Source organism: Rhizobium sp. B21/90 (assembly GCF_019355815.1).
Taxonomy (GTDB): Bacteria; Pseudomonadota; Alphaproteobacteria; order Rhizobiales; family Rhizobiaceae; genus Rhizobium; species Rhizobium rhododendri.
Genome location: NZ_CP072162.1, coordinates 3699984 through 3721066, shown reverse-complemented (window position 1 = coordinate 3721066; position 21083 = coordinate 3699984). Strand labels below are relative to the sequence as shown.

Below are 21083 nucleotides of genomic sequence, written 5' to 3'. Positions count from 1 at the left end.
TTGTGAGCGGTCGGGATGAACGCCTATGCATTCCGCGATTGACGTTTTCCCAAACGATGGGAAATGTGCATAAGGGAGGGTCTTGATGAGCCGGAAAGAATCCATGGACCAACCGAACGAACCCATCGTCCGCCGCAAGCTGTCCGACGAGGTCTTTGCCCGTCTGGAAAGGATGATCACCAGTGGTGAACTGGCTCCCGGCGACGAAATGCCGTCGGAGCGCGATCTGATGGAGCGCTTTGGCGTCGGCCGGCCGGCTATCCGCGAGGCCATGCAGTCGCTGGCGAGCATGGGACTTGTGGTGATTTCGCACGGCGAACGGGCCCGCGTGCTGCAATTGACGGCAAAGACGATCTTCAAGCAGGTCGATTTGACCGCCAAGATCATGCTGTCGCAATCATCGGCGACGCTCGAATATCTGAAAAGCGCCCGCATCTTCTTCGAGCGCGGAATGGCTCGCCAGGCCGCGACCGAGGCGACGCCGGAGGATATTGCCGATCTTCAGGCCATTATCGATCGCCAGCGCGCCAGCCTCGGCAATGCCGATGCCTTCATCGCGGCCGATATGGAGTTTCATACGCGGATCGCCCGCATCTCGGCCAATCCGATCTTCGTGGCTGTGAGCGAGGCCATGCTCGCATGGCTGAAGGAATATCACACCGACATGCTGATCTGGACCGGCAAGGAGAAATTCACCCTCGTCGAGCACGAGGAAATCCTCCAGTGTCTCGCCGCCAACGATGCCGACGCGGCCGAAACCTCGGTGCTGAAGCATCTGGAGCGGTCGCGTGGCCTTTATCTGAACAACGGCCAGCGCGATGCGCCGGACCATCGGTAACTGCAAGGCATCGAAGTTCTGTGCCGCGCAATCAATTCGTCAGATTGCGAGGGCACGCCTTTTCGCCCAAGCCTTGGCTGGCTAAACGCCTTCGACCACGACCATCTCTGCGGTGGCAATTTCCTGGCGGATCTTGGCTGCGACCTGATACTCCGGTGAGTTGTAGCAATCGACCGCGTGCTGCAGCGATGGAAATTCGATGACCACGTTGCGACCGCGTGCCGTCCCCTCCAATTCGACGAATTTTCCGCCGCGCGCTATGAAATTCGCCTCGTAACGCTCAAACGCCGGCTTTGCGGCCGCAATGTATTCGCCGTAGCGCTCCGGCGTATGGACGTCGACGCGGGCGATCCAATATCCCTTGGCCATGGTTTTCCTCCTCGTTGAAATCTCAGTGGTTGGCGGGCCAGAGCGCCGTCAGCATCTCGTCGAGAATGGCGCGGGCCGCAGCCTTCGGATCGGGCGCCTTGACGATTGGCCGGCCGACGACGAGATGGCTGGAGCCGGCGCGTATTGCATCGGCGGGCGTCATCACCCGCTTCTGGTCGCCGGCGTCGCTGCCTATGGGGCGAATGCCAGGGGTTACCAGCGCCATGTCCGGTCCGATGATGGCGCGAACTGCAGTGGATTCCTCGGCCGAGCAGACAATACCGCCCATGCCAGCATCACGGGCCTGTTCGGCGCGCCGCATCACCAGCGCATGCGGATCGGACGAATAGCCGGCCTCCAGCATGTCGTCGCCATCCATCGAGGTCAGGACGGTAACGCCGAGCAGGCAGAGGCCTGAGCCTTCCGCAGCCTTGACAGCCGCCCGCATTGCCTTCGGATAGGCGTGCAGCGTCAACATCGACATGCCCATTTTGGCGATGTTCTCGACGCCGGATGCAACGGTGTTGTCGATGTCGAGCAGCTTCATGTCGAGAAAAATCTTCTTGCCGCTCTGTGCGAGCTCGCGCGCAAACTCGAGGCCGCCGGCAAATACCAGCTGATAGCCGATCTTGTAGAACAGGATGTCGTCGCCGAGCGTCGAGACCAGCGCCTCGGCCTCTTTCAGGTTCGGTACATCCAGACCGACGATCAGCCGGTCGCGCGCTGTTTCCGTTGTCATCGTCCCACCCATCCCTGCCAGTCTTCCATTGGCGTCCAGTCGCATGCGACAGACCTGTTCGCAAGATCGAAGGCGAAAAGATTACCTCCACCTGCCGGCTGGTCGCCGTCACGGCCGATTGCCCGGCCCATCAGATGGCACTTCAGCAGGGTTCCCACCCCGCCATGGCCGACGAACGCAATCGGCGTGCTGGGATCGTGAGCGTCAAGCACCGCATCGACTGCCCCGACAATCCTTGCCTGCGCATCGGTAGCCCGTTCCCAGCCGCGAAAACTCTCATCCGGATGGGCGAAGAACCAGTCGGCCGCTTCCTCGAAAGCCTTCGGTGGCAGGAAGCCGGTGGCAGACCGGTCGTTCTCGTGCATGCCGCCGACGATCTCGACCGTGAGACTGGCCGCGGTTGCCAGCAGGTCTGCGGTTTCTATGGCCTTGGTTTCATCGCTGGACACCATGCGCCCGAGCGTTGCTGCCCATGGTTGGCCAGCCGCTTGCCCGGTACGCGCACGACCAAGATCCGAAAGTCCCCATTGCGGCACCGGAACATCGGGGTCTATCTGCACCTGCGGATGCGTAATGTAGAGACCAAACATCTGACGCTCCCGGGATCAGCCGCGGCTATAGATCCAGAGCTGCGCCGGCGGAATGTTTCGGACGATGAAATCGAAATGCTTGATGTGGTAGCGGTCGGGCCGGGCTATGATCGGCGAGACGGCACCATAGGAGATTTGTACCACCGGTCGGCCCGGCGGCATCCTGTCGAGCAGGCTCTCCAGTAGCGCAACGCGCGCCTGCATCGGGAAATTCAGCAACGGGATACCGGAAACGACGCAATCGAACGTCTGTCCGTTGAGCACTCCGAGCGTCTTGTCGAGATCGAAGGCGTCGCCGTTGATGAAATGCACGCCGGCGTAGCGCTTGACCAGATGGTTGAAGAAGTCGGTCGAGTATTCGATCGCGATCAGTTTTTCGGGCTCGACGCCGCGCGCCAGAATTGCCTTGGTGATGGCACCGGTGCCAGGTCCCAGTTCGAGAACGGGCAGCCCGGAGTGCGGATTGATGACGCTTGCCATCTTGCGGGCGGTGATCGTCGAGGTCGGGGCGATCGAGCCGACGGTTCGCGGCCCCTGCATCATTCCCTTGAAGAAACGGATTTCCTCGTCGAATTTCTTTCCCAGACGTTCCTTCAGGCGTAGCGCCATAGGTATTCTCCACGAGCATTTAAAAGCGGAGAGGGGCACTCTGCCCGCCTCGATCTCGTAGACCCGTCACGAAAAGGGGGGGCGAAGCATCGCTCGGCCCATCCTCGCGCCGGTGCCTGCTTGCCTAGACCCGCATCGGCATCAGGACATAGATCGCATCGTCACCGGCCGTATCGCGAATAAGGGTAGGCGAGCCTGCATCCGCCAGCAGGAAGATCGCTTCGTCGCCGGAGAGCTGCGCGGTGATGTCGAGCAGGTATTTGGCATTGAAGCCGATTTCCATCGGTTCCGTTTCATAGCCGACGGCAACTTCTTCGGTGGCGCTGCCGGAATCCGGGTTGTTGACGGTGAGCAGCAGCTGCCCCTCCGTCAGCGCCAGCTTCACGGCGCGGCCGCGTTCGGAAGAGATCGTCGAGACGCGGTCTACAGCCTGTGCGAAGGTCTGGCAATCGACGCGCATTTCCTTGTCGTTGTTGGCCGGAATGACGCGCTGGTAATCGGGAAAGGTGCCGTCGATCAGCTTCGACGTCATCACGATGTTGCCGACCGACAGGCGGATCTTGGCGTCGGACACTTCCAGCGTGACGATCACGTCGGGATTGTCCATCAACTTCTGGAGTTCGCCGACCGTCTTTCGGGGAATGATGATGCCGGGCATACCCTCGGAGCCGGAAGGCGCATCGACATCGGCCCTCGCCAGGCGGTGACCGTCGGTCGCAACGGCGCGCAGCTTCAGCCCACCGCCGCTTTCGATGGTGTGGAAGAAGATGCCGTTCAGGTAATAGCGGGTTTCTTCGGTGGAGATTGCAAATTGCGTCCGGTCGATCAGCATCTTGAGTTCTGCCGCCTTCAGCGGAAACTTGTGGCTGAACGTGCCGGCAGTCAGGTCCGGAAAGTCCGATTGCGGCAGGCACTGCAGGGTGAACTTCGAGCGTCCGGAGGCGACCGTCATGGACCCGCCATCGGCATTGGTCGACAACGATACCTCGGAGCCGTCGGAAAGCTTGCGGACGATGTCGTAGAGAAGGTGCGCGGGAACGGTCGTCGCGCCGGGCTGCTCGACATTGGCTGGCGTCGCCTCGGTGATTTCGAGATCGAGGTCGGTCGCCTTCATGTCCAGCGTCGAGCCTTCTGCCTTCAAAAGCACGTTCGACAGGATCGGAATAGTGTTGCGGCGCTCCACCACGCGATGGACGTGGTTCAGCGATTTCAAAAGGTGGGACCGCTCAATAGTAATACGCATGGATGCTACCGCTTTCGACCGTGACTGTCCGGGCGTCGAGACGATGCCCAAAAAATTCTCGCCCGGGTCCGGCCCGGAGGAGTGGACCGGCAAAGTGGCAGAAATCCGCATGTGAAAGCAAGAGGTATAGCGCCGACGCCGGGTTCATTTCCCCCATTTCGTCTTCAAAGCACACAGGATTCCACGCTCCCTTGCCGAAGCCGTGCGCCTCGCCCATAAAGACCCAACTTCAGGAAGGGCATATCAGGGCATGGACGACGAGATTTCGAGCGAAGTCGCCAAGGGGCGTAGTTTCAGGTTGCACAACGTGACCGTGCCGGCCCGCCCGCTCGAGCCAATGCTTTATCTCGTCGCCACGCCGATCGGCAATCTCGGCGATATCACGCTGCGGGCGCTGGAAACGCTGGCCGGAGCCGACGTGCTCGCCTGCGAGGATACCCGCGTCACCCGGGTGCTGCTCGATCGCTACGGTATCCACAATCGCCCCTACGCGTACCATGAATACAATGCCGATGAGGCGGGTCCGAAATTGCTGGCAGCACTGGCCGGCGGTCGGTCCGTGGCGCTGGTGTCGGATGCCGGTACGCCGCTGGTCTCCGATCCCGGCTACCGGCTGGCGCTGCAGGCGATCGATGCCGGCTACCGCGTCGTGCCTATTCCGGGCGCCTCGGCCCCCCTCGCGGCCCTGGTTGGCTCCGGTCTTCCGAACGACGCCTTCTTCTTTGCGGGCTTCCTGCCGGTCAAGGACAAGGCCCGCCGTGACCGGTTGGCAGCACTCTCCTCGGTTCCGGCTACTCTGCTGTTCTTCGAATCTCCCCATCGCATCGCCGCAACCCTGACTGCTGCCGCCGATGTGCTAGGTGTCGACCGCAAAGCCTCTGTCTGCCGCGAACTGACAAAGACCTTCGAGGAATTTCGTCGCGGCACGCTCTCCGAACTGGCAGCGCATTATCATTCCGTTGACAACGTCAAGGGCGAGATCGTCCTGGTGATCGGGCCGCCGCCGGAGATCGCCACGCCGGAGGCCGATGTCGAGGCAATCCTTCTCGATCTCTCCCGTGAGATGCCGACCGCCAAGGCGGCCGCCGAAGCGGCCCGGATCACCGGCCTTCCGCGCCGGGATCTCTACCAGAGGCTGCTCGCCATGAAGGCGAGGGTCGATGGACGATAGCGGCGAGCGCCGGAAACGGCGCAAGGCCTGGCGCCGGGGGCATCTCTCGGAATACCTCGCCGCGCTCTATCTCGCCTGCAAAGGCTACAGCATCGTCGCCATCCGCCACAAGACAGTCCTTGGCGAAATCGATATCGTTGCCCGTAAGGGCGATCTTGCTGTGTTCGTGGAGGTCAAGGCAAGGCACGGCGAACAGGCGGCGATCGACGCCGTCTCATTTTCCTCTCAGCGCCGCATCCGTGCCGCCAGCGACCTGTGGCTTGCCCAGCAGCCGGATTTCGGGCGCCTGTCGCAGCGCTACGATATTGTTGCGATCCTGCCCGGCCGCTGGCCGAGGCATTTCCGCGACGCTTTCTGAACCCGGCCCATCATGCAACTGTCATATATTGCCTCTAAGGCGCGGCGACCCCCACCATGCGCCGAGGACAGCCCGATCATGATCCGCACTACCGTTTCCGCCTTCGAGGTACCGTCCGAAGAGCAGCGTCAGCACTTTCTGACACTGCAGAAGACGCCGGCAGTTTGCGAGGCGACGATCGCATCGCTGCCCTGCATGAACGCTGCGCGCACCGGCGGAAAGAGCCCGGCTGCGCCATTGGCTTTTCCGTTTACGGTCGCGGCATGGAACATGGAGCGCTGCCTCTTCCCGCAGGCCTCCGCCGAGAAACTGAAGGCGCTGGGGGCACCGCTGGTCCTGTTATCGGAGATGGACGATGGCATGGCTCGCACCGCGCAGGCCGATCCGACTGCGCTGATTGCGACCGAACTCGGCATGGCCTATGCCTACGGTCTCGAATTTCTGGAACTCAGTCTCGGTTCCGAGATCGAGCGCTCCTATTGCACCGACAGCACCAACGCGAGAGGCTTTCACGGCAACGCAATCCTGGGTGCCACGCCGCTTCGGGATGTTTTCGTCTTTCGGCTGCCCGGGAAATCGCTCTGGTTTTCCGATGCGAAGGAGCAGCCGCGTATCGGCGAGCGCTGCGCAGTCGGCGCGACGATCGATACGGAGGTCGGGCCCTTCGTCGCCGTTTCGGTTCATCTCGAAAGTGTCGGAGACGGTGCCTATCGCGAACGCCAGGTGGCGGCGCTGATCGATGCCGTCGAGGCCTATGCGCCTGGCCTGCCGATCCTCATCGGCGGCGACCTGAACACCGGCAACCACACTGGCGGTAACTTCGAGACCGACACGCTGTTTGCCATGGCAGCGGCCCGTGGCTTCGAGCGCCATGGCGGCCCGCTCGACCAGGCCAGCACCCGGCCAAGCCTCATCACCCGTTTTCCCGACCGGGCTATGAAACTCGACTGGTTCCTCAGCCGCGGTCTTGCAATATCCGGCAGCCGGCTGGTGACGTCGCTCGATGCTGACGGCAAGCCGCTTTCCGACCACGACATCATCGCCTGTGACATATCAGGTTTTCTCTGGAGCTGCCGATGAGGCGGACGCTGAGACGGATGCGTGGTCCGACGGCTGCCTGATTAGCCGTTGCCTTCGAAAGCCCGCCGACTTACATCTGTCGGGAAATCGAGCAAGGAATAGCGATAGTGACGATCAGGAATGTGGCGGTCCAGATGGACCACGTGTCGGGCATCAACATTGCAGGCGACAGCACCTTCGCCATGAGCCTCGAGGCGCAGGCGCGCGGCTACAAGCTGTTCCACTACACGCCGGAGCGCATGAGCATGCGCGACGGCAAGGTCTACGCAACAGCGGAGCCGATGGTGCTGCGCGACATCAAGGGCGACCATTTCGACCTCGGCGCGCCCGAGCGCATCGATCTCTCGACGATGGACGTGGTGCTGCTGCGCCAGGATCCGCCCTTCGACATGGGTTATATCACCTCCACACACATGCTGGAGCGCATCCATCCGAAGACCCTCGTGGTCAACGATCCCGCCTGGGTCCGCAATTCGCCGGAAAAAATCTTCGTCACCGAATTCGAAGATCTGATGCCGAAGACGCTGATCACCCGCGATGCCGATGAAATCCGGCGCTTCCGCGAAGAAATGGGCGACATTATCTTGAAACCGCTCTACGGAAACGGCGGCGCCGGCGTCTTCCACTCGACCCGCGACGACCGCAACCTGTCTTCGCTGCTGGAAATGTTCGGCCAGTTGTTCCGCGAGCCCTTCATCGCCCAGCAATATCTGCCTGATGTCCGCAAGGGCGACAAGCGCATCATCCTCGTCGACGGTGAGCCGGTGGGCGCCATCAACCGTGTGCCTGCCGAGCACGACAGCCGCTCCAACATGCATGCCGGCGGCCGCGCCGAGGCGACCGATCTGACCAGGCGCGAAGAAGAGATCTGCGCCCGCATCGGCCCGGCCCTGAAAGCCCGCGGCTTCCTGCTCGTCGGCATCGACGTCATCGGCGACTACATGACGGAGATCAACGTCACCTCGCCGACCGGCATTCGTGAGGTCAAGCGTTTCGGCGGTGCCGATATCGCCAGCCTCCTCTGGGACGCCATCGAGCGCAAGCGCGCTTAAAACACGCCCGGCTTTCAATCGCCAGCCGTAATATGTTCTGCCCCCACAACCCGCTGCAACCTGGCTGCAGCGGGAGGCTGTGCTTGTTCATTAATTGTTCTTGTTTCATTCCGTCTTCTATGCCAGATTGCATTTAGCCTGCTGCAATCGCTGCGGGTCTTTACGAAAAGACTGCGGCATAGGGGATTGCGCATGATAGCGCGGGTCAGCACGGTTGCATTTCAGGGCATAGAAGGGGTTCCGGTCGAGGTCCAGGTGATGATCGCGCCGGGCAAGATCGGCATCAACATTGTCGGGCTGCCGGACAAGGCGGTTGCAGAGAGCCGCGAGCGCGTTCAGGCGGCCCTGCATGCCTCGGGCTTGGCGCTGCCGCCGAAAAAGGTGACGGTCAACCTTGCTCCGGCGGATTTGCCAAAAGAGGGGTCGCATTTCGATCTGGCCATCGCGCTCGGTCTGATGGCGGCACTGGGAGCCATTCCCGGCGATGCGCTGGCGGACTTCATGGTGATCGGCGAGCTCAATCTCGACGGCACGATTGCGGCGGTATCCGGGGCATTGCCGGCGGCTATCAGCGCCAATGCCATGGGCAAGGGGCTGATCTGCCCTGCCGACAGCGGCCCGGAGGCGGCGTGGGCGGGCGCCGACATCGAACTGCTGGCGCCCCGCAGCCTCATTGCCCTCGCCAATCATTTTCGCGGTACGCAGATCCTGTCGCGCCCCGAACCTGCCATCCGCGCCGCCCCGGCCAATCTCGGCGACCTTGCCGAGATCAAGGGGCAGGAGAGCGCCAAGCGTGCTCTCGAGGTGGTGGCTGCCGGCGGCCATAACTTGTTGATGGTCGGCCCTCCAGGGTCGGGAAAATCGATGCTGGCTGCCCGTTTGCCATCGATCCTGCCGCCGCTGTCGGCTGCCGAATTGCTGGAAGTCTCGATGATCCATTCCATTGCCGGGCAACTGTCGGGTGGCAAGCTCTCCGACCGCCGGCCATTCCGGACCCCGCATCACTCGGCCACCATGGCGGCGATGGTCGGTGGCGGGATACGCGCCCGGCCCGGGGAGGCTTCGCTCGCCCACCACGGCATCCTCTTCCTTGACGAGTTTCCGGAGTTTTCGCCGCAGGCACTCGATGCGCTGCGCCAGCCGCTGGAAACCGGAGAATGCATCATAGCTCGCGCCAATCACCGCGTCTGCTACCCGGCTGTGATCCAGCTGATAGCCGCGATGAACCCTTGCCGCTGCGGCATGGCCGGCGAACCCGGCCACAGCTGCGCCCGGGGACCGCGGTGCATGACAGACTATCAGAACAGAATTTCCGGACCGCTGATGGATCGCATCGACATCCGTATCGATGTGCCGGCCGTATCCGCCGCCGACCTTATCCGGCCGATGCCGGCCGAGAAGAGTGCCGATATCGCCAGACGTGTCGCAAGGGCGCGGGAATGGCAGCAGGAGCGGTTCTCGCAAGCCGGCATGCGCGGCGTGTCGACCAATGCGCGCTGCTCGACATCGATGATCGAGGTTCTGGCCGAGCCCGATGCCGGTGGCCTTCAATTGCTGCGCGACGCCGCCGAGAAGCTGAAGTTCTCCGCCCGAGGCTACCATCGCGTCCTGAAAGTGGCGCGCACGCTCGCCGATCTCGACGGTAAGCAGACTGTCGGCCGGATCCATCTGGCCGAAGCGATTTCCTACCGCATAGCCGGCACCCGCCTGTCAGCCGTCGCCTGAGCCGCAGATACTGAGAAGGGCGCCTCCGCCCTTCTGTTCTTTGAAAAGTGAAGAAAGTTAGCCGCCGAGGCCTTCGAACAGCGCTGTCGACAGGTAGCGCTCGGCAAAGGACGGAATGATCACGACGATCGTCTTGCCGGCATTCTCTTCGCGTTTACCGATCTCGATGGCCGCAAACAGCGCAGCACCGGAGGAGATGCCGACCGGCACGCCTTCGAGGCGGGCGACGTGCCGGGCGGTCTCGAGGGCTTCCGCGCTGGCGACGGTGATGATCTCGTCATAGATTTCGGTGTCGAGAATGGCTGGCGCGAAGCCGGCGCCGATCCCCTGGATCTTGTGCGGGCCGGGAGCGCCGCCGGACAGCACCGGCGATTCCGCCGGCTCGACGGCGATAACCTTGAGGCTGGACTTCTTGGATTTCAGCACTTGGCCGACACCGGTGATCGTACCGCCTGTGCCGATGCCTGCGACCAGGATATCGATGCTGCCCTCGGTGTCGTTCCAGATCTCCTCTGCCGTCGTCTTGCGGTGGATCTCGGGGTTTGCCGGGTTTTCGAACTGCTGCGGAATGACCGCGTTCTCGATGCTTTCTGCCAGTTCCGTCGCCTTGGCGATGGCGCCCTTCATGCCCTTGGCGCCTTCGGTCAGCACCAGTTCGGCGCCCAGCAGCGCCAGCATCTTGCGGCGTTCCACCGACATCGTCTCCGGCATGGTGAGGATCAGCTTGTAGCCCTTGGCGGCGGCGGCAAAGGCCAGCGCGATGCCGGTGTTGCCGGAGGTCGGCTCGATCAGCGTCGTCTTGCCGGGCGTGATCTTCCCCTGGGCCTCGAGGCTCTCGATCATCGCCACGCCGATACGGTCCTTGACCGAGGCAATCGGGTTGAAGAACTCCAGCTTGGCGAGCAGGTGGGCCTTTACGCCGTTCTCCCTGGCCAGCTTGTCGAGGCGAACGATGGGCGTGTCGCCAATGGTGTCGGTGATCGACGCATAGATGCGACCGCGGCCTGGCTTACGGGTGTCGGACATAGAACTCTCCCTTGGTATTTATTGGCGGGAGAATAGGATCAAACATGGCACTAGGCCAGAGTGCGTTTGTCCAACCAAGGCCACGAAGTTGGCATAAAAATCTCCGCCAAAGGCTTTTGGTAAAACGCAGCACAGTACCATTGGCAGGATGCCTGTCGCTGCAGCACGGAAAAACACTCATGGATGCAAAAATGCTATCGTTCTGTCGACCAGTGCCGCAACTGCGGGCACTCGTTCCGTTGCTCCTGATGATAACTATGACCCCAGCCGGTCCCGTCAGCGCTGCCTCTCCGCCGGGAGAGGAGACGATCGTCTTCCTGCGCCACGGTGAAAAACCTGTAGCAGGGCTCGGCCAATTGAGCTGCAAGGGCCTCAACAGGTCGCTGGCGTTACCCGCCGTGCTTTCCCGTCAATTCGGCAGGCCGGACGCCGTCTTTGCGCCCGATCCGTCGAAGCAGAAGGTCGATGACGGCATTCTCTATAGCTATGTCAGGCCGCTTGCGACGATCGAGCCAACGGCGATCGCCGCTGGACTGCCTGTCGATACCACGTTCGGCTACGACGAGATTACCAAGCTGCAGGCAGCACTGACGGCGCCGAAATATCGCTCGGCACTGGTCTTTGTCGCTTGGGAGCACAACGAGATTCAGGATCTCGTTGCCGCATTGCTGAAAGACAATGGCGGCGATCCGGCGGCTATGCCGAAGAAGTGGAAGGGCAAGGATTTCGACAGCCTCTACGTCGTCCGGATCAGGACCAGCGGGGCCGGGCCATCTGCGACATTCGAGGCAAAGGCTGAAGGCCTCGATCATGTCGCCGACGGTTGCCCGGTCAAATAGCGATCAACAGACGGGCATCGTGGTATCAGACACCGGTGGAGCCGAAGCCGCCGGCGCCCCGCGTGGTTTCACCGACATCCGTTGTTTCGACGATTAGAACCTGCGTGACCGGCGCGATCACCATTTGCGCGATGCGCATGCCGCGCGTCACGACGAAATCCTCGTTGCCATGGTTGATCAGCAGAACCTTCACTTCGCCGCGGTAGTCGCTGTCGATGGTTCCCGGCGTATTCAGGCAGGTGACGCCGTTCTTGAACGCCAGGCCGGAGCGCGGTCGGATCTGCGCCTCATAGCCATCAGGCACAGCAAACACGAAGCCCGTCGGCACCAGCGCGCGCATGCCCGGCGACAGCACCAGCGGCTCGCCTTCGCCGACCGCAGCCCTCAGGTCCATGCCGGCGGCACCGGATGTTTCGTAGGACGGAAGCGCGAGGCCATGGCCGTTGGCAAGGCGAACGATGGATAAGCTCGGACGGTTGTCTGTGTGAATATTCATGCCCTTATTAGCAATTCGGCGACGGTTCGGGTCAATCCGATTTGCAAGTTATCCACGGAGTCGCTAGATACGCGGCAATTCACAGGATCCGACATCATGGCCGAAAGTCTCGCCGAGGCGGTCTCCCGCCGCCGCACATTTGCTATTATCTCCCACCCGGACGCCGGCAAGACGACGCTGACCGAAAAGCTGCTGCTGTTCGGCGGCGCCATCCAGCTGGCCGGCGAGGTCAAGGCGAAGAAGGATCGCATCCAGACGCGCTCCGACTGGATGAAGATCGAGCGCGAACGCGGGATCTCGGTCGTCACCTCGGTGATGACCTTCGAATATGACGATGTCGTCTTCAACCTGCTGGACACGCCGGGCCACGAAGACTTCGCCGACGACACCTATCGCACGCTGACTGCCGTCGATGCCGCCGTCATGGTCATCGATGCTGCCAAGGGTATCGAGCCCAGAACCCTGAAGCTGTTCGAGGTCTGCCGTCTTCGCGACATCCCCATCATCACCTTCGTCAACAAGATGGACCGCGAAAGCCGCGATATCTTCGAGATTCTCGACGAGATCGAGGTGAAGCTGGCGCTCGATACCGCTCCAATCACCTGGCCCATCGGCCGCGCCAAGAGCTTCTGCGGCTCCTATCACCTTGCCAAGAACGAGGTTCGCGGCAACGACAAGGAGGCCGATACCACGCCCGTCAACGGCCCGCAGGCGGTGGCCGAGCGGCTGCCGGAAAACGAGCGCCAGGCATTCATCGACGAACTGGATCTCGCGCGTGATGCCTGTCGGCCGTTCGAGCGCGAGGCCTTTCTCGAAGGTCACCTGACACCGGTATTCTTCGGCTCGGCGCTGCGCAATTACGGTGTGCGAGACCTGATCAATGCCTTGGCCGAGATGGCGCCGCCGCCGCGCGACCAGGTCGCCGATATCAAGACGGTGCATGCCACCGATCCGAAGATGACCGCCTTTGTCTTCAAGATCCAGGCGAACATGGACCCGAACCATCGCGACCGTATTGCCTTCGTGCGCGTCTGCTCGGGTACGCTTGCGCGTGGCATGAAGGCGCGCCTGTCGCGCACCGGAAAGCAGATGAGCCTGTCCGCGCCGCAGTTCTTCTTCGCCTCGCAGCGCCACATCGCCGACACCGCCTTTGCTGGCGACGTCGTCGGCATTCCGAACCACGGCACCCTGCGCATTGGCGATACGCTGACAGAAGGCGAGGATCTGGTGTTCCAGGGCGTGCCGAATTTCGCCCCGGAAATCCTGCGACGCGTCCGTCTCGAGGATGCGATGAAGGCCAAGAAGCTGAAGGAAGCGCTGCAGCAGATGGCCGAAGAAGGCGTTGTGCAGCTGTTTTCCCCGGAAGATGGTTCGCCGGCTATCGTCGGCGTCGTCGGCGCGCTGCAGCTCGACGTCCTGAAGGAGCGGCTGCAGGGGGAATATGGCCTGCCGGTCTCCTTCGAAATGTCGCGCTTTTCAGTATGTCGCTGGGTGTCTGCCGATGCACCCGCCGACATGGACAAGTTCGTCACCGCCAAGCGTGGCGACATCGCCCGCGATCTCGACGGCGACCCCGTCTTCCTCGCACAGGACGGTTTCTCGTTGCGATACGAATCCGAACGCTATCCGGCCATCAAGATGGTCGCCATCAAGGAATATCACGCCATCAAGGCGGCGTGATTTTTCGATCGCCAGAGCGTCGGGCTGGTTCCTGTGATGCGCAGGAATTCGCGGTTGAAGTTCGATTTGCTGAGAAATCCGGCATCGAACATGATGGATGTCACCGGCGCGTCGGTTTCTGACAGCAACCGGCACGCCTCAGCGATGCGGAAGTTGTTGACATATTGCGACACGCTGGCGCCGTGCACGCGGTTGATCGCTATCGAGACGCTGCGGGCAGGGCAATTCAGCTTCCGCGCCAGCCGCCCGAGATTGAGTTCCGTATCCCTGTAGAGCGCCTTCGTCCGCATCAGGGCGTCGACAGCGGCAGCGGTTGCCGCAACGTCTTCCGGCGCTGACCCGGCTATGGCGGCCGTCGGTTCGGTTTCGCCGCGGTCGTGCACTGTGGCGCCGGAGCTTGCAACCGATGCTGCGGCGCCGAGCGCCAGCAATGCAAGCACATTTCCCACCGCCACCACTTCGCCGGCATGGCTGCCATCGCTCCAGGAGAAATCAAGGCTGATGGCGATGTCGGCAACCGCGGACATGAGCACGGCTGCTGCGGTGAGCTGCAGGGAGCGATAGGACCTGAGCGCGCCGTCTAGGCGGGAGGAGACGAGACCGTCCGGCCCCGTCAGGCACAGCCATGTCAGCGCAGCGCCATAGCCGAGAAAAACGAGGATAATGACGAGGCCCACCGGCTCCGGCCATACGATCCGCAGCAGGACAACTGTGGCTGTCGGCAGGCAATGTCGCCACGTCGTCCATGTTCGAAAGATCGATCCTTCGCTCGCCAGATCGTAGAAACTCAAGAAAGCCAGGGTCGCGATCACGGTGGCCAGCACGGCCTGGAACGGCAGCACCGCGGAAATCCCGTATCCCCAGCGCAGGCCGATCAGCACCGATTGCATTGCGTAGGCTCCGATCAGCAATGCAAACAGGGGCTGGTCGCGCAGGCCGTCGTCGCTCCGCCTATGCATCTGCAGCAGCAGTGTGAGGAGAAAGAGCGTCTCGACAAAGGGCAACGGGATAAAAATCATGGTGCGTTGTTCTGGCTGCTGAAACTGGATCAAAACGTCAGAATGCCCCGGATGGCGATCGAGGTCGACCCGCATCGCGTTCGAGGTCGCGACGGACAGTGATTTTCGCGAATTTGCGCTCAGCCCGATGACGGGACAGGAGCACATCATGAAACGAATTCTTTTGACAGGCATCGCGCTTTTCGCAGCGGCGACCGTCTGCAATGCGAGCCAGCCGCAGGGTCTGCCGTTGGATATTTCCGGTATCACGGCCGTGGCCATTGGCGGCGAGGCCAGTTCCATCGACATCACCACCGCGCCGGATCGACCCTATCAGGCAACTCTCATGCGCCATCGCTCGGGCTGGTTTGCGCGATGGAATTCGATCTGGTCCTACGATGACTGCAGTTCTTCCAGCCGAATGTGGATCGAGGGAACGCTGTTGCACATCGATGTAGGCCCATCCACCTGGTTCGGAGTGTCCGATTGCAGCTACGACATTAATCTGAATGTCAAAAAGGATGCGGCAGTCGCGATCCATCAGCAGGCATTGCGAGTCCGACTTACCGGGCAGTTCTCGGAGGTGACGATAGAATCGAAGGCCGCAGACGTCGCCCTGTCCGGCCACGTAGAAACGATTTCCGTGAACAGCGATGCGTTACGACTGGGGATCGTCCTTCATTCGCCCGGCAGGGCGGAAGCTGTTACCGTCAATGCCCGCATGCTAGAGGCCGATCTCGACTTCTCAGCGGTACCGCAGCTTGCCTACGCCGTAACGGCAAAGGCATCCTTCGTCGACACGTCAAGACTATCCACGCCGGGAGCGCCGGTCTCGCTGACGATTGCCGGCGAGTTGGTGCACGCGACGATCCGATGATGCATGCCTCTGCCCGCCGGCGCTCTCGCGCTGCCGAACTCAGGCGGCTTCGTCTTGCTCGGTAAGATCCTTCAGGAAATCGTCGCACCAGCGCACGACGTCGTGCTCGAGCAGATGCGTCATCATGCCTTTCCAGCGCTGGCGACGTTCCTCGAGCGGCATCTCCAGGGCCCTCGCTATGGCATTGGCTGTCGCCTCGACGTCGTAGGGGTTGACGATGATTGCACCGTAGAGTTCCCGCGCGGCTCCGGCAAAGCGGGACAACACCAGAACACCGGGATTTTCAGGGTCCTGCGCGGCGACGTATTCCTTGGCAACGAGGTTCATCCCGTCGCGCAGCGGCGTCACGAGGCCGATCTTTGCAAGCCGATAGAGGCCGGCTAGCACTGTGCGCGGGATCGAACGGTTGATGTAGCGGATCGGCACCCAGTCCACCGTGCTGATGGCACCGTTTACCCGGCCAGCCTGCTCGGCGACCATGCGCTGCATCTGCTCGTATTCAGGCACTTCCGAGCGCGATTTCGGGGTGATCTGCAGATAGGTGACCTTGCCCTGATGAGCGGCGTCGGCGGTGATGAAGCGTTCGAATGCGTCGATACGCTGGGTAATGCCCTTCGAGTAGTCCAGCCGGTCAACGCCGATGATGAGGTCGCGGCCCTCGACGCTTTGCCGCGCCTTGCGAACCATGACGTTGGTTGCCGCCTTGGTCGCGAATTCGGCAAAGGCCGCAGTCTCGATGCCGATCGAGTAATATCCGCCCTTGAATGTCCGTCCGTGTGCGCTGAACAGGCCTTTGCCGAGTTCGTCGCCAATGCCTTCCCGACGCAGGCAGCCGGCGAAGTTCTCGAGGTCATGGTCGGTCTGGAAGCCGACAAGATCGTAGTGAGAGAGCCCGCGCATGATTTCCTCATGCACCGGCATGGTGAAAATCACATCGGCCGGCGGCCATGGGATGTGCAGGAAGAAGCCGATCTTATTCTTGAACCCCATCTGGCGCAGCTCTGCAGCCAGCGGGATAAGATGGTAATCGTGGACCCAGATGATGTCGTCCGGCTGGATCAGCGGCGCCAGCCGATGCGCAAAGAAGCGGTTGACGCGGAAATACCCGGCCATCTCCTTGCGTCCGTATTCGGCCAGATCGAGCCGATAATGGCAGATCGGCCAAAGAACACGATTGGCAAAGCCGTGATAATATTCCTCGACGTCGGTATCAGTGAGATCTGTAAGCGCGTAGGTGATTTTGCCCTGCTCGTTCATGGTCAGAGGGCCTGGCTCGGCATCGCCGCTGGAATTGCCGGACCAGCCCATCCAAACGCCACCCTGTGCTTCGAGCGCAATCTTCAGGGCAACCGCGAGGCCGCCTGCCGGTGCGGCGCCGCCCTTTTCGGGCACGGGAACACGGTTGGAGACAATGATAAGACGGCCCATGGGAAAATCCCTTCAGAAGTTCGGTCGGGTATTGTGTGGTCAGGACGCAAGCTGTGCCAGAATCTGGCGAAGAATGGCCGGAGAGGCGACGCGGTTGCGTGCCTGGGTCTCGACGCTGTCGAGGCCGATGAACAGCGATTGCCCGCCGATGCGATTGACGGTGCGAAACATTGCCTCGTCGGTAAAATCGTCGCCGGCCGCAAAGGCGCGCCTTCCCTTGAAAGGCGCCTCGCTCAGGAACGCGGTGACGGCATCGCCCTTGCCGGCGCGCGCCGGGCGGATTTCAACGACCATCTTGCCGCGCTGCAGCGACCACTCAGGCCCGGCTTCCCGGAAGTAGCGCTCCATCATGGCTTCAACCAGATGCTGGCATTCCGGCGCAAGCCGGTAGTGTGCAGCCACCGCAGCACCCTTGTCCTCGACGAGGACGCCGGGCCACTGGCTTGCCTCTTCGGTCATGCAGCGCTTCATTTCGGTAAAGGCCGGGGTGACGGTGACCCGCTGGACATTGCCGGCAGCGTCGCGCCGCTCCGCTCCGTGGAGGCCGGCAACGGGGAACTGGAATGGATAGAACAGCGGATCGACGAACGACAGCGATCTGCCGGTTACCAGTGCCAGCGCGCCGCCAAGTTTTTTCGACAGCGCATCGAGATCGTAAGGGAGGGAGGAGGGGACGGTGATCGAGCTCGGCGTCTCCGCCAGATCGACAAGCGTGCCGTCGATATCGAGAAAAAGCGCCCATTCGGAGGGATGGGCTGCCAAAGCCGAAAGGGCTGTGCTTTCCATCACCGCCGCAACGGTCGCTTCGGTTGCGGGTTGTATTTGCTCAGACATGGCTACCTATTTATGGCGCGTTCGCCTCAAGGCAAGGCCGAATTGTGGTGAACGACCATTCTTTTGTTGCGCTGCAGCATCGTGTTGATGGCTCGTACAGCATAGCACTTAACCGCCGGAGCGCCACAGTGTCCATCGATGAGCGCGCGCTCCGGGATCTGAAAGGTGACTATCACGTAGCCAGCGGCACGCTCTTCGATCGCACATATTTCGACCTGCCGGCACCCCAGCCGTTGACGGCCGCGATGAGCCCGATAGCCACGAACAGGATAGCGCAGGGGCCGAAACTTCCGGTCCAGCTGCGGATCAGGCCGACGATCAGAGGCCCGATAGCGGCGAGCAGATAGCCGACGCATTGCGCCATGCCGGAGAGATGGGCGGCGATGTGGGCATCCGGCGATCGAAGAACGATAACCGTCATGGCAACCGCAATCAGTCCGCCCTGACCGATACCCTGCAGCACAGCCCAGAGCCAGACGGTCGACAGCGGCGCGAACAAGAGCCCGAGCAATCCGCCGACCGCAAAAAGGCAAAGTGCAACGTTGATGATCCGCTGGTCTTTGCCGCGTACAGCCAGATGCGGCATGAAAAGGCATGAAGCAGCTTGCACCATGACCGATGCCGAAACGATACCCCCGGCAGTGATGCCATCCAGGCCGCGTTCCCGCAGGATGGGGGCCAGCCAGCCGAATACGCTGTAGGCCAGCGCCGACTGCAGACCCATGAACAACGTCACCTGCCACGCTAGCGGATCGCGCCAGAGCCCCTCGACGCGAAACGCCGTCTTGCGCGCCCGGCTCTTCGTCGAGATCGCCTGCGGCAACCACAGCAGAGCGGTCGCCAGCGCCGGCACGGCCCAGACGGCAAGAGCAGCGCCTGTGGATCCGCCGAAAAGGCGTTCGGCCGGTAGGCTGAGGCCTGCGCCACAGGCTGCACTGGCGCAGAGCGCCATGGTATAAAGGCCGGTCATCAGCGCCGCCTTGTCCGCGAAGTCGCGCTTGACAAGGCCCGGCAGGAGAACGTTGCCAACGGCGATGCAGGCACCGGCCAGCCCCGTGCCGATAAACATGAGCGGGATCGAGCCCAGTCCGCGAAGGGCAATGCCGAGCGTCAGCAGGAAAAGGATAGCGAGCAGCGCCCGTTCGGCGCCCATGCGTTGCGCCAGTCTCGGCGCCAACGGGGAAAACAGGCCGAGGCAGAGGACCGGCACGGTGGTCAGCAGGCTGGCGCCTGTTGCCGACAGGTCGAATGTACTGCGGATCTCCGGCAGCAGCGCCGACGCGCTCGAAAACAGCCCGCGCAGATTGAAGGCGATCAGTACCAGGCTGATGCCAAGCACCAGACGCGAGCCCTTGGCGCTTGCGGCCGGCTGCGGAGCATCGTCGATTTCGGCGTCAACCAGCATTGCAGTTTCGGCGGCCAGCGTGTCACGTGAGAGGGAGACGGTCACGCGAACAGGCTCCGATCGAGAGCGGCAATGACGGGTGCCATGAAACTCCGCACCGCCGCATCGGCCTTGTCGGGGTCGCCTGTCTCGATGGCGTCGACAATCGCTGCATGGGCCAGATGATCGGGTTCCGGCACGTCGTCGCCTATGCTGGCCTCGATGGTCTGCTGGATCGAGGCCGAGAAGAAGGCATAGATGTCGATCATCGCATCATTGCCGGAGGCGGCGATGACAGCCTGGTGAAAGGCGAGGTCACGGGCGATAAATCCGGTATCGCCTCTTCCCTGATGGGTGCCGCGCAAAGCCAGCAATTCGCGCAGCTTGGCAATGACTGCCGGCGTATGCCGGAGTGCTGCCAGCCGCGCACCTTCGACATCCAGCGCGCATCGCGCCTCGAACCGGTCGCGCAGGCTCGCGCGCCGTGCCATGTCGAGACTATCGGTCCTGTCGACGGCCGAGCGCAGGTAAGTGCCGGATCCCTGCCGCGTTTCGAGGTATCCCTGGGAGACCAGAACGCGCACCGCCTCGCGGATCGTACCGCGGCTGACCGACAGCATCGCCGAAAGCGCGGCCTCGTTTGGCAGCTTTTCGCCCACAGACCAACGATTGGCCCGGATTTCACCGCGTATGATGTTGGCCGCGGTCTCGGCGAGGTTGCTTCGGGGGAGAGGTTGCATGATCGCACCAGTCATAAAGTCATCGGATGACTTTATGACTAATATGCGTACGGCCGGCCGTCAAGCCTGTAGGTCGTTTCAGTGCGCGGCCTTGATGAACGTGCCGTTTTGCAGTTCCTTCATCGCCTGCATGATTTCCTCACGGCTGTTCATGACGATCGGCCCATGCCAGGCGACGGGTTCCTGTATTGGTTTGCCGGAAACCAGCAGGAAGCGGATGCCCTCGTCACCTGCCTGCACGGTAACTTCATCGCCGCTGTCGAACACCACCAGCGTTCTATTGCCGGACATGTCGCGAATGTTCAGTTCTTCGCCGTCGACTTCCTTTTCAATGCGGACGCCAAACGGCCTGGAGGCATCCCTGAAGGTGCCCGAACCGGCAAAAATATAGGCAAATGCGTTGCGATAGGTGTCCACCGGCAGACGTTTCCTGACGCCGGGCGGGACGGAGACATCAAGATAGATCGGCTCGGCTGCAACGCCATCGACCGGTCCGGCCTTGCCCCAGAAGTTTCCGCAGATGATCCGGACAGCCGTGCCGTCATTGTCGATCACGAGGGGAATGTCCGTCGATTTGACGTCCTGATAACGCGGCGCGGTCATTTTCAACACCGACGGCAGGTTCGCCCAGAGCTGGAAACCGTGCATGCGCCCGGCAAAGTCGCCCTTCGGCATTTCCTGATGCATGATGCCGCTACCGGCCGTCATCCACTGGATGTCGCCGGCATTGAGGTCGCCGCGATTTCCGAGGCTGTCACCGTGCTCCACCGTGCCCGCCAGCACGTAGGTGATCGTCTCGATGCCGCGATGCGGATGCCAGGGAAAGCCCCTGATGTAATCGCTCGGCACATCGTTGCGGAAGTCGTCCATCATCAGGAACGGGTCGGTGAGCGAAGGATCTCCGAAGCCGAAGACGCGGTGCAGCTTGACACCCGCGCCTTCCATGGTCGGCGTGGCCACGCTTTCATACTTGACGGGACGGATGGACATCGCAGGCTCCTCATTTG

22 protein-coding genes are annotated in these 21083 nt (G+C 62.0%); 9 read left to right on the top strand and 13 right to left on the bottom strand.

Features of this window, described 5'->3' with window-relative positions:
• Nucleotides 1–103: 103 nt before the first annotated feature.
• Nucleotides 104–838: a transcriptional regulator NanR gene (locus J5278_RS17985; protein WP_142824431.1), complete on the top strand. Its 735-nt coding sequence runs from the start codon at nucleotides 104–106 to the stop codon at nucleotides 836–838.
• An 81-nt stretch (nucleotides 839–919) separates the two neighbouring features.
• On the opposite strand, the gene J5278_RS17980 is transcribed toward J5278_RS17985, so the two are convergent.
• The 5 genes from J5278_RS17980 to dnaN all read right to left on the bottom strand — a co-directional run bounded on the left by J5278_RS17980 (nucleotide 920) and on the right by dnaN (nucleotide 4499).
• Nucleotides 920–1207, bottom strand: a complete 288-nt coding sequence (locus tag J5278_RS17980) for a DUF1330 domain-containing protein (RefSeq protein WP_142823732.1) — start codon at nucleotides 1205–1207, stop codon at nucleotides 920–922.
• 22 nt (nucleotides 1208–1229) lie between these two features.
• On the bottom strand, nucleotides 1230–1946 hold the full coding sequence (gene pyrF, locus J5278_RS17975) for an orotidine-5'-phosphate decarboxylase (RefSeq protein ID WP_209182534.1): 717 nt from the start codon (nucleotides 1944–1946) through the stop codon (nucleotides 1230–1232).
• The gene (locus tag J5278_RS17970; RefSeq protein WP_209182535.1) at nucleotides 1943–2536 is read right to left on the bottom strand and encodes a histidine phosphatase family protein; all 594 of its coding nucleotides are present in this window, start codon (nucleotides 2534–2536) and stop codon (nucleotides 1943–1945) included. Before J5278_RS17970 ends, pyrF begins: the two co-directional genes overlap by 4 nt.
• 15 nt (nucleotides 2537–2551) lie before the next feature.
• Nucleotides 2552–3145, bottom strand: coding sequence for a phospholipid N-methyltransferase PmtA (pmtA, locus tag J5278_RS17965; RefSeq protein WP_209182536.1), 594 nt, complete (start codon nucleotides 3143–3145; stop codon nucleotides 2552–2554).
• A 124-nt stretch (nucleotides 3146–3269) separates the two neighbouring features.
• Nucleotides 3270–4499: a DNA polymerase III subunit beta gene (gene dnaN, locus J5278_RS17960; RefSeq protein ID WP_374108245.1), complete on the bottom strand. Its 1230-nt coding sequence runs from the start codon at nucleotides 4497–4499 to the stop codon at nucleotides 3270–3272.
• A gap of 139 nt (nucleotides 4500–4638) precedes the next feature.
• On the opposite strand from dnaN, the gene rsmI reads away from it, so the two are divergent.
• The 5 genes from rsmI to J5278_RS17935 all read left to right on the top strand — a co-directional run bounded on the left by rsmI (nucleotide 4639) and on the right by J5278_RS17935 (nucleotide 9774).
• Nucleotides 4639–5559: a 16S rRNA (cytidine(1402)-2'-O)-methyltransferase gene (rsmI, locus tag J5278_RS17955; protein WP_142823735.1), complete on the top strand. Its 921-nt coding sequence runs from the start codon at nucleotides 4639–4641 to the stop codon at nucleotides 5557–5559.
• The gene (locus tag J5278_RS17950; RefSeq protein WP_142823736.1) at nucleotides 5549–5917 is read left to right on the top strand and encodes a YraN family protein; all 369 of its coding nucleotides are present in this window, start codon (nucleotides 5549–5551) and stop codon (nucleotides 5915–5917) included. Before rsmI ends, J5278_RS17950 begins: the two co-directional genes overlap by 11 nt.
• Before the next feature lie 78 nt (nucleotides 5918–5995).
• Nucleotides 5996–6997 (top strand): endonuclease, encoded by a 1002-nt coding sequence (locus J5278_RS17945; RefSeq protein WP_209182537.1) that lies wholly within the window; start codon nucleotides 5996–5998, stop codon nucleotides 6995–6997.
• Between the two features lie 104 nt (nucleotides 6998–7101).
• Complete coding sequence (gene gshB / locus J5278_RS17940; RefSeq protein WP_209182838.1) at nucleotides 7102–8049, top strand: glutathione synthase; 948 nt, start codon at nucleotides 7102–7104, stop codon at nucleotides 8047–8049.
• Nucleotides 8050–8241: 192 nt separating this feature from the next.
• A complete protein-coding gene (locus tag J5278_RS17935) occupies nucleotides 8242–9774 on the top strand; it encodes a YifB family Mg chelatase-like AAA ATPase (RefSeq protein WP_209182538.1) in 1533 nt (510 codons plus the stop codon).
• A gap of 57 nt (nucleotides 9775–9831) precedes the next feature.
• Here J5278_RS17935 and cysK read toward each other — a convergent pair whose 3' ends face one another.
• Nucleotides 9832–10800, bottom strand: coding sequence for a cysteine synthase A (gene cysK, locus J5278_RS17930; protein ID WP_209182539.1), 969 nt, complete (start codon nucleotides 10798–10800; stop codon nucleotides 9832–9834).
• 179 nt (nucleotides 10801–10979) lie between these two features.
• Between cysK and J5278_RS17925 the strand changes: the two genes are divergently transcribed.
• Nucleotides 10980–11639: a hypothetical protein gene (locus tag J5278_RS17925; protein WP_247748959.1), complete on the top strand. Its 660-nt coding sequence runs from the start codon at nucleotides 10980–10982 to the stop codon at nucleotides 11637–11639.
• Nucleotides 11640–11664: 25 nt separating this feature from the next.
• On the opposite strand, the gene dut is transcribed toward J5278_RS17925, so the two are convergent.
• Nucleotides 11665–12135 carry a dUTP diphosphatase gene (gene dut / locus J5278_RS17920; RefSeq protein WP_209182540.1) on the bottom strand — a complete coding sequence of 157 codons (471 nt, stop codon included), beginning with the start codon at nucleotides 12133–12135 and terminating at the stop codon, nucleotides 11665–11667.
• Nucleotides 12136–12231: 96 nt separating this feature from the next.
• Here dut and J5278_RS17915 point away from each other — a divergent pair, with 96 nt between their 5' ends.
• Nucleotides 12232–13815, top strand: coding sequence for a peptide chain release factor 3 (locus J5278_RS17915; RefSeq protein WP_111216208.1), 1584 nt, complete (start codon nucleotides 12232–12234; stop codon nucleotides 13813–13815).
• Here J5278_RS17915 and J5278_RS17910 read toward each other — a convergent pair.
• Nucleotides 13794–14834 carry an AraC family transcriptional regulator gene (locus tag J5278_RS17910; RefSeq protein ID WP_209182541.1) on the bottom strand — a complete coding sequence of 347 codons (1041 nt, stop codon included), beginning with the start codon at nucleotides 14832–14834 and terminating at the stop codon, nucleotides 13794–13796. The genes J5278_RS17915 and J5278_RS17910 overlap by 22 nt on opposite strands.
• A gap of 148 nt (nucleotides 14835–14982) precedes the next feature.
• Here J5278_RS17910 and J5278_RS17905 point away from each other — a divergent pair, with 148 nt between their 5' ends.
• Nucleotides 14983–15690, top strand: a complete 708-nt coding sequence (locus J5278_RS17905) for a hypothetical protein (RefSeq protein ID WP_209182542.1) — start codon at nucleotides 14983–14985, stop codon at nucleotides 15688–15690.
• A gap of 39 nt (nucleotides 15691–15729) precedes the next feature.
• Here the strand turns inward: J5278_RS17905 and otsA are convergent, their stop codons facing one another.
• The 5 genes from otsA to J5278_RS17880 all read right to left on the bottom strand — a co-directional run bounded on the left by otsA (nucleotide 15730) and on the right by J5278_RS17880 (nucleotide 21066).
• A complete protein-coding gene (otsA, locus tag J5278_RS17900; RefSeq protein WP_209182543.1) occupies nucleotides 15730–17118 on the bottom strand; it encodes an alpha,alpha-trehalose-phosphate synthase (UDP-forming) in 1389 nt (462 codons plus the stop codon).
• A gap of 39 nt (nucleotides 17119–17157) precedes the next feature.
• Complete coding sequence (otsB, locus tag J5278_RS17895; RefSeq protein WP_142823746.1) at nucleotides 17158–17952, bottom strand: trehalose-phosphatase; 795 nt, start codon at nucleotides 17950–17952, stop codon at nucleotides 17158–17160.
• 172 nt (nucleotides 17953–18124) lie between these two features.
• Complete coding sequence (locus J5278_RS17890) at nucleotides 18125–19357, bottom strand: MFS transporter (protein WP_209182840.1); 1233 nt, start codon at nucleotides 19355–19357, stop codon at nucleotides 18125–18127.
• Between the two features lie 41 nt (nucleotides 19358–19398).
• The gene (locus J5278_RS17885; RefSeq protein WP_209182544.1) at nucleotides 19399–20076 is read right to left on the bottom strand and encodes a FadR/GntR family transcriptional regulator; all 678 of its coding nucleotides are present in this window, start codon (nucleotides 20074–20076) and stop codon (nucleotides 19399–19401) included.
• A gap of 78 nt (nucleotides 20077–20154) precedes the next feature.
• Nucleotides 20155–21066, bottom strand: a complete 912-nt coding sequence (locus J5278_RS17880; protein WP_209182545.1) for a pirin family protein — start codon at nucleotides 21064–21066, stop codon at nucleotides 20155–20157.
• Nucleotides 21067–21083: the final 17 nt, after the last annotated feature.

Coding starts and splice junctions, on each gene's coding strand:
- J5278_RS17985 (WP_142824431.1), top strand. CDS start 104: ATGGACCAACCGAACGAACCCATCGTCCGCCGCAAGCTGTCCGACGAG.
- J5278_RS17980 (WP_142823732.1), bottom strand. CDS start 1,207: ATGGCCAAGGGATATTGGATCGCCCGCGTCGACGTCCATACGCCGGAG.
- pyrF (WP_209182534.1), bottom strand. CDS start 1,946: ATGACAACGGAAACAGCGCGCGACCGGCTGATCGTCGGTCTGGATGTA.
- J5278_RS17970 (WP_209182535.1), bottom strand. CDS start 2,536: ATGTTTGGTCTCTACATTACGCATCCGCAGGTGCAGATAGACCCCGAT.
- pmtA (WP_209182536.1), bottom strand. CDS start 3,145: ATGGCGCTACGCCTGAAGGAACGTCTGGGAAAGAAATTCGACGAGGAA.
- dnaN (WP_374108245.1), bottom strand. CDS start 4,499: ATGCGGATTTCTGCCACTTTGCCGGTCCACTCCTCCGGGCCGGACCCG.
- rsmI (WP_142823735.1), top strand. CDS start 4,639: ATGGACGACGAGATTTCGAGCGAAGTCGCCAAGGGGCGTAGTTTCAGG.
- J5278_RS17950 (WP_142823736.1), top strand. CDS start 5,549: ATGGACGATAGCGGCGAGCGCCGGAAACGGCGCAAGGCCTGGCGCCGG.
- J5278_RS17945 (WP_209182537.1), top strand. CDS start 5,996: ATGATCCGCACTACCGTTTCCGCCTTCGAGGTACCGTCCGAAGAGCAG.
- J5278_RS17935 (WP_209182538.1), top strand. CDS start 8,242: ATGATAGCGCGGGTCAGCACGGTTGCATTTCAGGGCATAGAAGGGGTT.
- cysK (WP_209182539.1), bottom strand. CDS start 10,800: ATGTCCGACACCCGTAAGCCAGGCCGCGGTCGCATCTATGCGTCGATC.
- J5278_RS17925 (WP_247748959.1), top strand. CDS start 10,980: ATGGATGCAAAAATGCTATCGTTCTGTCGACCAGTGCCGCAACTGCGG.
- dut (WP_209182540.1), bottom strand. CDS start 12,135: ATGAATATTCACACAGACAACCGTCCGAGCTTATCCATCGTTCGCCTT.
- J5278_RS17915 (WP_111216208.1), top strand. CDS start 12,232: ATGGCCGAAAGTCTCGCCGAGGCGGTCTCCCGCCGCCGCACATTTGCT.
- J5278_RS17910 (WP_209182541.1), bottom strand. CDS start 14,834: ATGATTTTTATCCCGTTGCCCTTTGTCGAGACGCTCTTTCTCCTCACA.
- J5278_RS17905 (WP_209182542.1), top strand. CDS start 14,983: ATGAAACGAATTCTTTTGACAGGCATCGCGCTTTTCGCAGCGGCGACC.
- otsA (WP_209182543.1), bottom strand. CDS start 17,118: ATGGGCCGTCTTATCATTGTCTCCAACCGTGTTCCCGTGCCCGAAAAG.
- otsB (WP_142823746.1), bottom strand. CDS start 17,952: ATGTCTGAGCAAATACAACCCGCAACCGAAGCGACCGTTGCGGCGGTG.
- J5278_RS17890 (WP_209182840.1), bottom strand. CDS start 19,357: ATGCTGGTTGACGCCGAAATCGACGATGCTCCGCAGCCGGCCGCAAGC.
- J5278_RS17885 (WP_209182544.1), bottom strand. CDS start 20,076: ATGCAACCTCTCCCCCGAAGCAACCTCGCCGAGACCGCGGCCAACATC.
- J5278_RS17880 (WP_209182545.1), bottom strand. CDS start 21,066: ATGTCCATCCGTCCCGTCAAGTATGAAAGCGTGGCCACGCCGACCATG.